This is a genomic window from Pseudomonas sp. Ma2-10 (assembly GCF_054330215.1).
The window spans coordinates 473,320-484,871 of record NZ_JBTEYL010000002.1 but is presented as its reverse complement, the minus strand read 5'-3'; the positions used below and the strand labels follow the sequence as shown (position 1 = coordinate 484,871).

Below are 11,552 nucleotides of genomic sequence, written 5' to 3'. Positions count from 1 at the left end.
AGTCATTATTGGCAGCAAATGAGGCGGCGAGCTTACCATGTCAGCCTGCGATTTTGATGGATCCGGCCGGCCATTGCATCGAACAGGCTTGCATCTGCCGGGCCCGATCAGTACAAAACGCGCTGAGCCGGACGGCAGCGCTCCAACCATCGACCGTTCGCGCCGGCAAAAGCCTGAATCTTGAGGATGTATGTGAATGAAAAAGTGGCAATGTGTGGTTTGCGGCCTGATCTATAACGAAGCCGACGGCTGGCCGGACGACGGCATAGCGCCCGGCACCCCGTGGCAAGACGTGCCGGAAGACTGGCTGTGCCCGGACTGCGGCGTAGGCAAGATGGATTTCGAAATGATCGAAATCAACTAAGACATTAGAGGAGTAAGGAATGAACGCACCTGTCGTGATCGTCGGTACCGGGTTGGCTGGCTACAACCTGGCCCGGGAGTTTCGCAAACTCGATGGCGAAACCCCGCTGCTGCTGATTACTGCAGATGACGGACGTTCCTACTCCAAGCCGATGCTCTCCACCGGCTTTGGCAAAAACAAAGACGCTGACGGCCTGAGCATGGCCGAGCCCGGCACCATGGCTGAGCAGTTGAAGGCCGAAGTGCGTACTCACACGCGCATCAGCGGCATCGATCCTGGCCACAAGCGCTTGTGGATCGGTGAGGAAGCGGTGTTTTACCGTGACCTGATCCTCGCCTGGGGCGCGGAAACCGTGCGAGTGCCGATCGAAGGCGATGCGGCTGACGCAGTCTTCCCGATCAACGACCTGGAAGACTACGCGCGCTTTCGCACCGCGGCGGCAGGCAAACGTCGGGTGTTGCTGCTCGGCGCCGGCCTGATTGGTTGCGAGTTCGCCAACGACCTGATCCTTGGCGGATACGAGGTGCAACTGGTAGCACCGTGCGAGCAGGTCATGCCGACCCTGTTGCACCCGGCGGCGGCTGCTGCGGTCCAGGCCGGGCTGGAAAGCCTGGGCGCACGCTTCCACCTCGGGCCGGTGCTCAACCGCTTGCAGCGCATTGCTGACGGACTGGAAGCGCATCTGTCCGACGGCCAAGTGATTCCTTGCGATGTGGTGGTGTCGGCCATTGGTCTTCGTCCGCGCATTGACCTGGCGGCGGCGGCCGGTGTGCAGGTTAATCGCGGTGTAGTGGTCGATCGCCACCTGAAAACCTCCCACGCCAATATCTATGCCTTGGGCGACTGCGCCGAAGTCGATGGACTGAATCTGTTGTACGTCATGCCCCTCATGAGCTGTGCGAGAGCGCTGGCCCAGACCCTCGCCGGAAACCCGACGGCGGTGAGTTATGGCCCGATGCCCATCACGGTTAAAACGCCGGTCTGCCCATTGGTGGTTTCACCGCCACCACGGGGTTTGGAGGGCGTCTGGACAGTCGAAGGGCAGGGCGCGGACATCAAGGTGTTGTGCCGCGATGCCAGCGGCAAACTGCTGGGTTATGCCCTGACAGGCGCGGCGGTGATGGAAAAACTGGCGCTGAACAAAGAGCTTCCGGCACTGCTGGCGTAAATACCGGTCGTTCTGTCGGAATCATCCCTCTTTTGCCCTTACAAAGGTCGCGCCGAGACTGGCGCGGCTCTTCGCTGCGTGCCATTCTCACTCCCGTCTGCCGCAGAGTAGAGCACCTGCGGCGCTTTGGGCGCTGTTCCAACGAGAACAGCACGGACATAACAACAAAAAACCGTCAAAGGGGCTTCACTAATGCGTAAACCAGAACTCGCCGCTGCAATTGCTGAAAAAGCAGACCTCACCAAAGAGCAGGCCAACCGCGTTCTCAACGCCGTTCTCGAAGAAATCACCGGCGCCCTGCACCGCAAGGACAGCGTCACGCTGGTGGGCTTTGGCACCTTCCTGCAACGCCACCGCGGTGCCCGCACCGGCAAAAACCCGCAAACCGGTGAGCCCGTCAAAATCAAGGCCAGCAACACCGTTGCCTTCAAGCCAGGCAAATCGTTGAAAGACAGCGTTAATCCGTAACGCGCACCGACTTCCCGCGTAGCGGGTGAGTGGAGTAAAAATGGGCACGCCAACTTGGTTGGGTGCCCATTTTTTGTGGGTGGCATCGACCATGCGGTTGTGGGTAGATCCTCGCAAAGCCCCGTACGGCGTTGCAAATCAACCACGCTTTCGCCATTGATCACCCCTTAAGCCGAGAAAGACAAATCGCGACGCCCGAGTCGTGCCTGGCTCGAGCAGGTCGCCAAAATGCCGTGCACGCTAACCCGGTATCCGAAGTATTGATGCAGGAAGGATCTTGATGCCTGGTATGAAATTTTCGTGATACCGAAAGTTCCATTTTGGAACTTTGTTTTGAATATGAAGTGCCATCAAATTAGTGGCACTTTTCTTGTCGGCTCTTGTCACGCGTCATTATATTCATTGATGGCGGTAACATTTAGGAATATTCCTACATCCATCGCTTTGTCTTTTTGCCATGCTTCTCGCCTGTCATAGGAGTGAATCGACAATGAATACGGTATTTATCAAGGTTCAGGAGCTGATGGCTCTATCTCAGTGGTTTCAGGCCATCAGGTCGAGCGATGAATTGTTAAACGGGTATCAGGGATCCCCCTTCTACATATAGGGAGATCTCCTAGGGGAAATAAATACATCTCGCCTTGTTGTTTAATCGGATGCTTGCTAGTGGCCATCATCGTGAGTACGATGCGCGCACTTGAAAGAGCACGAACTCAATTGGATGAGACTCATCGCCGCTCTTTGATTCTGTCCCGCGTCGTTGGAAATCCAATAGACGTATGACTGTAATCCTAAATAAAGGCCATGGATGTCCTACTCAAGCAAACTTTCCGCTCATTACCTCGAACTCGCAAAAGCCTCTGTTTCCAAAGAGAATTTCGCGGGCGAGGACGTTCGCTTTTCGAGCGAATATGAAGCGCTGGAAAGTGAGCTGGGCAAAGCCCAATCCATGCACGAAAGCGGTCAGATCGACTGGCTGAAAATCCGCGAAAACAGTGAAAGCCTGCTGCACACCCAGTCCAAGGACTTGCGGGTTGGTGCCTGGCTGACCTGGGCCCTGTACCAGCGCGAATCCTTCCAGGGGCTGTTGGCCGGCCTCGGACTTCTGCACCATCTGTGCGAGAACCACTGGGCTGAGGTTCATCCCAATAAGGCCCGCACCCGCTCCGCGGCCATCAGTTGGTTAGTACCGCGTCTTGAGCAGGTGCTCAACGAAAACGTCGCGATCAAAGAGCAGCTGCCGATGTTCCGGCGGCTGGTCGAACACCTTGAAGGTCTCGATGCCGCATGCACCGAGCATTTGGGCGATGATGCACCGTTGCTGCTGCCGGTCTCCCGCCGCTTGAAAAACATGGTTCAGCGCGCCGCTGACAACCAGCCGGAACCCGGTGTGGTGGGCGCGGCGGTGGCCCAGGTCAAACAGGCTGCCACGCAGTTGTTCACCCCTGGCGCACCGATCGACAACGAAAAAGAAGCCCACAAGGCCCTGCGCGCCCAGCAGGAAAACGCCCGTCCGTTGTGCGCCTGGTGGCTCAAACAGAAAGCCACCGACCTGCGCGCCTTGCGCCTTAATCGCACGTTGCTCTGGCTGCCCATCGACGCCGTTCCCGAACGCAACGCCGAACAAATCACCGTTCTGCGCGGGCTGCCCGCCGACAAACTCAAGGCCTACCAGGACCGTTACGACCAGGCCAAATACGCCGATCTGCTGGTGGAACTGGAGGCGAGCCTGGCGAAGGCGCCGTTCTGGTTCGATGGCCAGCGAATGGTGTGGGAGTGCCTCCAGGGGCTCAACGCTGAGATGGCTATGCGCGAAGTGGAAATCCACTTCGCGCTTTTGATTCAGCGCCTGCCCGGCATCATCGAATTGCGATTCCATGACGGCGCCCCGTTTGCCGACCCGGCCACCCGTGCCTGGGTCGCCGCCAATGTCATGCCGCACCTGCAAAGCGCCAGTGCGCCGCGCAAGGTCGAAGTCGCCGACAACCAGCCGGCCTGGGAAGTGGCCCTGGAAGAAGTCCTGCCGATTTTGCGCAAGGACGGCCTCAAGGCCGCCGTGCAGATCCTCAAGCAGGGTTTGCAAGCCGCCCAGGGTGGCCGGGCGCGATTTTTCTGGCAGTTCGCCTTGGCGCGGCTGTGCTTCATGGCCAAAAAGTACGAACTGGCCAGGACCCAACTCGAAACCCTCGACCAAACATTACAGGACTCAGGCCTGAACGCCTGGGAGCCCGATCTTGCGCTGGAAGTGCTGCATTTACTGCATAGCTGCTGTGAGTTGTTGCCGCAGAACCATGCCGTACGTGAACGCAAGGAAGAGATTTATCGCAGGCTGTGCCACCTCGATCTCGAAGTGGTACTCGAATAGGCCCCAGGGCCACAACCGCAAGGAGAATAGCCATGGCCAAAGAAGGCTCGGTAGCCCCCAAGGAACGCATCAACGTCACTTTCAAACCTGCCACCGGTGGTGCTCAGGAAGAGATTGAACTGCCGTTGAAACTACTGGCAATCGGTGACTACACCCACCGCAAGGACGAACGTAAAGTCGAAGATCGCAAGCCGATCAGCATCGACAAGATGACCTTCGACGAAGTGCTGGCCAAGCAAGAGCTGACCCTGACGTTGAACGTGCCGAACCGCCTTCAGGAAGAAGGCAGCACTGAAGAGCTGGGCGTGCAACTGCGCGTCAACTCGATGAAGGACTTCAACCCGGCCAGCCTGGTCGAGCAAGTGCCGGAGCTGAAAAAACTGATGGAACTGCGCGACGCGCTGGTGGCCCTCAAAGGCCCGCTGGGTAACGCGCCTGCGTTCCGCAAAGCCATCGAAGGCGTTCTCGCCGACGACGAATCCCGTGGTCGCGTATTGGGTGAGCTGGGCTTGAACGCCGCAGCCCAGGACGCCCCCCAGAACGCCTGAGCCACCATCAGTCAAGGAAGCCAAGAATGAGCACTAGCGCAGCACAGCAAAAGAGCAAAGAGAACGGCGAATACAGCATTCTCGACAGCATCATCGCCGAAACCCGCCTGACGCCGGACGACGAAGCCTACGACATCGCCAAACGCGGTGTGTCAGCCTTCATCGAAGAGCTGCTCAAGCCGCAGAACAGCGGTGAGCCGGTCAAGAAAGCCATGGTTGACCGCATGATCGCCGAGATCGATGCCAAGCTCAGCCGCCAGATGGACGAGATCCTGCACCACCCGTCTTTCCAGTCCCTGGAATCGTCGTGGCGTGGTCTGCAGTTGCTGGTCGATCGCACCAACTTCCGCGAAAACATCAAGATCGAAATCCTCAACGTCTCCAAAGAAGACCTGCTGGACGACTTCGAAGATTCGCCGGAAGTGATGCAGGCTGGCCTGTACAAGCACATCTACACTGCTGAATACGGTCAGTTCGGTGGTCAGCCAGTCGGCGCGATCATCGCCAACTACTTCATGTCCCCAAGCTCGCCGGACGTGAAACTGATGCAGTACGTGTCCAGCGTTGCCTGCATGTCCCACGCACCGTTCATCGCCGCGGCCGGCCCGAAATTCTTCGGCCTGGAAAGCTTCACCGGTCTGCCGGACCTGAAGGATCTGAAAGATCACTTCGAAGGCCCGCAATTCGCCAAATGGCAGAGCTTCCGCCAGTCGGAAGACTCCCGTTACGTTGGCCTGACCGTGCCGCGTTTCCTGCTGCGTAACCCGTACGACCCGGAAGAAAACCCGGTCAAATCGTTCGTGTACAAAGAAACCGTCGCCAACAGCCACGAGCACTACCTGTGGGGCAACACGGCCTACGCGTTCGGCACCAAGCTGACCGACAGCTTCGCCAAATTCCGCTGGTGCCCGAACATCATCGGCCCGCAGAGCGGTGGCGCGGTTGAAGACCTGCCGTTGCACCATTTCGAAAGCATGGGCGAAATCGAAACCAAGATTCCTACCGAGGTTCTGGTTTCCGACCGTCGTGAATACGAACTGGCCGAGGAAGGCTTCATCTCCCTGACCATGCGCAAAGGCTCCGACAACGCGGCGTTCTTCTCCGCGAGCTCGGTGCAGAAGCCGAAGTTCTTCGGTATCAGCGCAGAAGGCAAGGCAGCAGAGCTGAACTACAAGCTTGGCACCCAACTGCCGTACATGATGATCGTCAACCGCCTGGCTCATTACTTGAAAGTGCTGCAGCGCGAGCAACTCGGTTCGTGGAAAGAACGTACCGACCTCGAGCTGGAACTCAACAAGTGGATCCGCCAGTACGTGGCCGACCAGGAAAACCCAAGCGCCGAAGTCCGTGGCCGTCGTCCACTGCGCGCTGCCCAGATCATCGTCAGCGATGTCGAAGGCGAGCCTGGCTGGTACCGCGTCAGCCTGAACGTGCGCCCGCACTTCAAGTACATGGGGGCCGATTTCACCCTGTCGCTGGTTGGCAAGCTGGACAAAGAGTAAGCGGAGCTAACTCATGACTGGATACGGCAGCTTTTTCGAACGCCTGGGTGGCGACGCGGACAAACGCGTCGGCTGGAGCCGCGAGGTCTCCGCCATGGCGTCCGTGGCTGCCCATCTGGCCAAGATGCTCAGCACCCGTGCGGGCAGCGTGCAAACGCTGTCCGATTACGGGCTACCCGATCTCAATGACATGCGTCTGAGCCTGCACGACTCCCTGAGTCAGGCCCGTCTGGCCATCGAAAATTTCATCGAAGCCTACGAGCCACGCCTGAGCAATGTGCGTGTCATCTCCCTGCCGCGTGACAACGATCAGCTTCGCCTGTCCTTCAGCATCGAAGGCCTGCTGGAAGTTGATGGTTTCAAGCGTCAGGTCAGTTTCGCCGCGCGCCTGGATGGCAGCGGTCAAGTAAAGGTCAACTAAGGAGACCCGTATGTCCGGCAAACCAGCAGCCCGCGTATCCGACCCCACTGCTTGCCCGCTCCCCGGCCACGGCACCAACCCGATCGCCGCCGGTTCCGGGGACGTCTTCTTCGACGGCCTCGCGGCCGCCCGCCAAGGCGATGCCTCGGCGTGTGGTGGTGCGATGTCGGGCGGGTTGGCGACGACGGTTTTGATTAACGGCAAACCGGCTGCGACGGTGGATTCCGTCGGGACTCATGGCAACAAGGTTACGGCCGGGTCCGGGACCGTGATTATCGGGAATTCGCATTCCCCGGCGCCGTTTGTTCCTCCGGTTCCAATGCCAGGTTACTTCAACGATTTTTTTGTTTTGCGGGACGATGAAGGTAACCCGATTGCAAATTATGGTTATCGAATAGAGACAGCAGACGGAGAAATTCACGAAGGCGTGACTGACGCAACGGGCCATACCAAGTGCGTTACGACAGGGAAGTCATCTCAAATGCTCAAGATTTCGTTAGTTACGCCTGGAGGTGTGGCTCATGCCTAATCAAGCGTTATTGGCCCAAGCTCCATCAACACCCTCTCATAGTAATGATGGACAAGTTGTAACGGTAAAGTTAGCGAAGCTAGCCACTTATGAAATAAATATCCGGTCTTTTCACCCGGGTAAAAATTTTGGATTGTGGGGCATGTTTTTTGAAGGTGATGCGAGAAGTTACTCTTTAAAGCCAAGTGGTCTGTCGGGTGTGGCAGGTACTGAAGTGACTTCGCGTATCTGGCATAAGTTCTTTATAAACTCGGCTATAAACGAAGTTCTTTTTACCCAAACTGAATCTAATGATTCCGGTATGGCGAATGGTGAACATGTACGATATGACGGAGAACTAAAGCCTAGAGGGGGCGGTCCTCCTTCCGCTAAAACTGAGAAAGGCGCTGTCACAACGATAGTTATTGAAGGTAAATATGCAGGGGAGAACCATGCTTTTTTTGGGTCAAAAACTGCAAAAGCTCTGACTGGCAAGACTTTTGTTCCGAGTCTCGACGTCAGCTATAAGATCACGCTGACGATCGACCGCGTTTCTAAATACATTGATATTGCTACTCACATTAAAGGTGATGGGTTCCCAAACTGCGAGGCGTTCATTTCTGATGCCTCTGGCAAGGCAGTATTTCTCGGTGTTCATGTTCGAAAAGGCGGTGCTGCTTGGTCCTTGCCCGGTGAGGGCACGTACCCGATGATTGAATCGGCAATTCGCCTAGAGATTGACGATAGCGGTAATTTCAACGGTAATTTAGGTAATGAACTGCGTAGAAAAAAGTTGAACAAAGACCGTTTGGACCTGCGACCAATAACGGAGTGGAACGACTTTTTCTTGAAGTTGAATCCGAATGACGAGCGATGGAAATACGTATACTTCGAGTCGTTGCCGGATGCCCAAAATGAGCCACTGTAAAATGACCTATTCAAGCTATTTTAAGTGGGCAGTCAGGATGCCCGCAATTCTGTTGCCGCTGTTATTTATTGTGGACACTCTATTACCTCCTGTAACACCCTTCGGAGGGTGGAAGCAGTTTTTTCATATGTTCATATTGGCTTTTGGCGTGGGTGCCTATTTCATATTTGCATTTTGGGCATCGCGAGTCATTGATCGAAAAACCGAACGTGAAGTCGTCCGGCTCGCGTGTTGGGCTCCGGTTATTTTTATACCCTTCTATGCCGCGTCGTGGTTTTTGTACGGCGTGATTTATTTAGTCTCTGGCCACTTGGCTGGTCTTAGGCTAATGGTCGAATGGGTGGCATATATACCTTATTTGTTGGTTGCGGGGTATTTCTGTTCGATTGTCACTCTAGTTGTTTATCAAGTTGTCAAAAGGTTTTTCCGCCAAAACCTGTAGTCAGAGATCAGCAGTAGCAGTCGGCTCACGAATTTAGCGAATTCACTCGAACTCAAAATCAGGCAGCTAGAAATGTCCTTTAACCACTACTACCAAAGCGAGCTCACCGCACTTCGCCAGTTAGGCCGCCGTTTCGCCGAGCGTAGCCCGGCGTTGGCGCCTTTCCTGGGGCAGGCCGGGCGGGATCCGGACGTGGAGCGGTTGCTTGAGGGCTTCGCCTTCCTGACCGGGCGCCTGCGCCAGAAGCTCGACGACGAACTGCCAGAACTCAGCCACTCGCTGATGCATTTGCTGTGGCCCAACTACATGCGCCCGCTGCCGGCGTTCAGCATTTTGCAGTTCGACCCGTTGAAGCGTTCGGGTCCTGCGTTGATGGTCGAGCGTGACACTCCAATTGAGAGCGTGCCGACCGATGACGTGCGTTGCCGTTTCCGCACCTGCTACCCGACCGAAGTCTTGCCGCTGGATCTGGCCGCGCTGAATTACTCGGTAAAGGGCGACGGTTCGCTGTTGAGTCTGCGTCTGGAGATGAGCGCTGACGGTCACCTCGGCGAGCTGGAACTGAGCCGTTTGCGCCTGCACTTCGCCGGCGAGCGTTACATCAGCCAGATGCTGTACTTGAGTCTGTTGCGCAACCTGGAAGGCATCGAGCTGATCCCGCTAGACGGCGCCGGCAAGCCCATCAAGGGTGTGAACGGCACGCCAATGGCGTTCAAGATGCCCGGCGACCGCGTTCAACCGGTGGGTTTTGCCGAAGAAGAAGCGTTGATCCCGTATCCGCTGAACACCTTCCGCGGCTACCGCTACCTGCAGGAGTATTTCGCCTTCCAGGACAAATTTCTGTTCGTCGATATCAACGGCCTGGACCTGCTCAAGGCCCTGCCGGAAGACACGCTCAAGCAGATGCGCGGCCTGGAGTTGCGCTTCGATATTCGCAAGAGCGGCATTCAGCGCCTGCGTCCGACGCTGGACAACGTGAAGCTCTACTGCACGCCGATCGTCAACCTGTTCAAACACGATGCACTGCCGATCCGCCTCGACGGCAAGCAAGACGAATACCTGCTGTTGCCGGCCGAATACGACCTGGAGAACTGCGGTGTGTTTTCCGTGGAAACCGTGACCGGCTGGAAGCCCGGTGGTCTTGGCTATCAGGAGTACGTACCGTTCGAATCGTTCGAGCACGACCCGAGTTTCGACGTGCCCAACAGCCGTCCGCACTACAGCATCCGCCAGCGTTCCTCCTCGTTGCACGACGGCCTCGACACGTACCTGAGCTTTGGCATCCGTCATACCGAAGCCCATGAGACCCTGTCGATCGAGCTGATGTGCACCAACCAGAACCTGCCGCGCAAGCTCAAGCTCGGCGACATCTGCGTGGCCTGCGAAGAGACGCCGGAGTTCCTCAGTTTCCGCAACATCACCCCGGCCACGCCCAGTTATGCGCCGCCACTGAACCGCGACTTCCTGTGGAAGCTGATCAGCAACATGTCGCTTAACTACCTGTCCTTGGCCGACGTCAATGCGTTGAAGGTGATTCTCGAAACCTACGACCTGCCGCGCTACTACGACCAACACGCTGAAAAAGTCAGCAAGCGTCTGCTGGGCGGGCTCAAGTCGATCAAACACCAACACGTCGACCGCTTGCACCGAGGGTTGCCCGTACGCGGGTTGCGCACCGAGCTGACCATCGACCCCGAAGGGTATATCGGCGAGGGCGACCTGTTCGTTTTCGCTTCGGTTCTTAACGAGTTTTTCGCGCTTTACGCCAGCCTCAATTCGTACCACGAGCTGCGGGTAAAAAGCACACAGGGAGAGGTGTACCAATGGACACCACGTATGGGCCTTCAGCCGCTGCTTTGAGCGGACTGACCCGAGGAATACGCGAGTACTCGCTGTTTCAGGCTGTGCTGCTGGTGGTTGACCGGCTGCGCGAGGCCCACCCGCACCTGAGCCAGGACGATTTGTACGATCAGCTCGAATTCCAGGCCAACCCGAGCCTGGGCTTCCCTGGCAGTGACGTTGATCGCGTGGAGTTTTTTACCGAGCACGGCCACCTGCGCGCGCGTCTGCGATTCAACCTGATCGGCCTGGTCGGTTCCAGCTCGCCGCTGCCGGCGTTCTACGGCGAACAGGCCTTGGGCGACAGCGAAGACGGCAACCCGACCCGCAACTTTCTCGACCTGTTCCACCATCGCCTGCAACGGCTGATGCTGCCGATCTGGCAGAAGTACCGCTACCGCGCAAGTTTCCAGAGTGGGGCCCTCGACCCGTTTTCTTCGCAGTTGTTTGCGTTGATCGGTCTCGGTGGCGAAGAGATCCGCAGGGCCCAGGAACTGAACTGGAAACGCCTGCTGCCGTACCTCGGCCTGCTCAGCTTGCGGGCGCACTCGGCGGCACTGATCGAAGCGGTGCTGCGTTACTACTTCAAACACGCCGAACTGACCATCGAGCAGTGCATCGAGCGTCGCGTTGAAATTCTCGACGAGCAGCGCAACCGCTTGGGCCGCGCCAACAGTCTGCTCGGCGAAGACCTGGTGTTGGGCGAACACGTGCGTGACCGCAGCGGCAAATTTCGCATTCATATCCGCGAACTCGACTGGCAACGCTTCCACGAATTCCTGCCGATCGGTTTCGGCTATCAGCCGCTCTGTGCGCTGGTGCGGTTCACCCTGCGTGACCCGCTCGATTACGACATTCGCCTGGTGTTGCGCCAGGAAGAAATCCGCGAACTGCGCATCGGTGAGCAGAACGCCTGTCGTCTGGGATGGACCAGTTGGCTCGGCCGCGAAAAAGCGGACGGCGTGGTGACTCTCGGCAGCAAAATTCATTAAGGACGTG

The 11,552-nt window shown here is 57.2% G+C and carries 11 protein-coding genes; all 11 read left to right on the top strand.

The window, feature by feature from the left end:
* Window positions 1-196 precede the first annotated feature (196 nt).
* Entirely contained in the window at window positions 197-364 is a 168-nt protein-coding gene (locus ACXPVS_RS04895) for a rubredoxin (protein ID WP_305447516.1), read from the top strand.
* A 19-nt stretch (window positions 365-383) separates the two neighbouring features.
* Window positions 384-1,532: an NAD(P)/FAD-dependent oxidoreductase gene (locus tag ACXPVS_RS04890; protein WP_458508912.1), complete on the top strand. Its 1,149-nt coding sequence runs from the start codon at window positions 384-386 to the stop codon at window positions 1,530-1,532.
* 192 nt (window positions 1,533-1,724) lie between these two features.
* Window positions 1,725-2,000 carry an HU family DNA-binding protein gene (locus ACXPVS_RS04885; protein WP_003213368.1) on the top strand — a complete coding sequence of 92 codons (276 nt, stop codon included), beginning with the start codon at window positions 1,725-1,727 and terminating at the stop codon, window positions 1,998-2,000.
* A gap of 808 nt (window positions 2,001-2,808) precedes the next feature.
* Complete coding sequence (gene tssA / locus ACXPVS_RS04880) at window positions 2,809-4,365, top strand: type VI secretion system protein TssA (protein WP_458508911.1); 1,557 nt, start codon at window positions 2,809-2,811, stop codon at window positions 4,363-4,365.
* Window positions 4,366-4,397: 32 nt separating this feature from the next.
* A complete protein-coding gene (gene tssB, locus ACXPVS_RS04875) occupies window positions 4,398-4,913 on the top strand; it encodes a type VI secretion system contractile sheath small subunit (protein ID WP_458508910.1) in 516 nt (171 codons plus the stop codon).
* Between the two features lie 26 nt (window positions 4,914-4,939).
* Window positions 4,940-6,415 (top strand): type VI secretion system contractile sheath large subunit, encoded by a 1,476-nt coding sequence (tssC, locus tag ACXPVS_RS04870; RefSeq protein ID WP_458508909.1) that lies wholly within the window; start codon window positions 4,940-4,942, stop codon window positions 6,413-6,415.
* A 13-nt stretch (window positions 6,416-6,428) separates the two neighbouring features.
* On the top strand, window positions 6,429-6,836 hold the full coding sequence (gene tssE, locus ACXPVS_RS04865) for a type VI secretion system baseplate subunit TssE (protein WP_458508908.1): 408 nt from the start codon (window positions 6,429-6,431) through the stop codon (window positions 6,834-6,836).
* Window positions 6,837-6,846: 10 nt separating this feature from the next.
* On the top strand, window positions 6,847-7,365 hold the full coding sequence (locus tag ACXPVS_RS04860; protein ID WP_458508907.1) for a PAAR domain-containing protein: 519 nt from the start codon (window positions 6,847-6,849) through the stop codon (window positions 7,363-7,365).
* Window positions 7,358-8,272: a hypothetical protein gene (locus ACXPVS_RS04855; RefSeq protein WP_458508906.1), complete on the top strand. Its 915-nt coding sequence runs from the start codon at window positions 7,358-7,360 to the stop codon at window positions 8,270-8,272. Before ACXPVS_RS04860 ends, ACXPVS_RS04855 begins: the two co-directional genes overlap by 8 nt.
* Before the next feature lie 514 nt (window positions 8,273-8,786).
* A complete protein-coding gene (tssF, locus tag ACXPVS_RS04850) occupies window positions 8,787-10,574 on the top strand; it encodes a type VI secretion system baseplate subunit TssF (RefSeq protein WP_458508905.1) in 1,788 nt (595 codons plus the stop codon).
* Complete coding sequence (gene tssG / locus ACXPVS_RS04845) at window positions 10,538-11,545, top strand: type VI secretion system baseplate subunit TssG (protein ID WP_458508904.1); 1,008 nt, start codon at window positions 10,538-10,540, stop codon at window positions 11,543-11,545. The genes tssF and tssG overlap by 37 nt, the downstream gene beginning before the upstream one ends.
* The last annotated feature ends 7 nt before the right edge of the window (window positions 11,546-11,552 follow it).

Excerpts from the sequence above, each read along its gene's own strand:
- ACXPVS_RS04860 (WP_458508907.1), top strand. The coding sequence starts at position 6,847 with ATGTCCGGCAAACCAGCAGCCCGCGTATCCGACCCCACTGCTTGCCCG.
- ACXPVS_RS04895 (WP_305447516.1), top strand. The coding sequence starts at position 197 with ATGAAAAAGTGGCAATGTGTGGTTTGCGGCCTGATCTATAACGAAGCC.
- tssF (WP_458508905.1), top strand. The coding sequence starts at position 8,787 with ATGTCCTTTAACCACTACTACCAAAGCGAGCTCACCGCACTTCGCCAG.
- tssB (WP_458508910.1), top strand. The coding sequence starts at position 4,398 with ATGGCCAAAGAAGGCTCGGTAGCCCCCAAGGAACGCATCAACGTCACT.
- tssC (WP_458508909.1), top strand. The coding sequence starts at position 4,940 with ATGAGCACTAGCGCAGCACAGCAAAAGAGCAAAGAGAACGGCGAATAC.
- ACXPVS_RS04890 (WP_458508912.1), top strand. The coding sequence starts at position 384 with ATGAACGCACCTGTCGTGATCGTCGGTACCGGGTTGGCTGGCTACAAC.
- ACXPVS_RS04855 (WP_458508906.1), top strand. The coding sequence starts at position 7,358 with ATGCCTAATCAAGCGTTATTGGCCCAAGCTCCATCAACACCCTCTCAT.
- tssE (WP_458508908.1), top strand. The coding sequence starts at position 6,429 with ATGACTGGATACGGCAGCTTTTTCGAACGCCTGGGTGGCGACGCGGAC.
- ACXPVS_RS04885 (WP_003213368.1), top strand. The coding sequence starts at position 1,725 with ATGCGTAAACCAGAACTCGCCGCTGCAATTGCTGAAAAAGCAGACCTC.
- tssG (WP_458508904.1), top strand. The coding sequence starts at position 10,538 with ATGGACACCACGTATGGGCCTTCAGCCGCTGCTTTGAGCGGACTGACC.
- tssA (WP_458508911.1), top strand. The coding sequence starts at position 2,809 with ATGTCCTACTCAAGCAAACTTTCCGCTCATTACCTCGAACTCGCAAAA.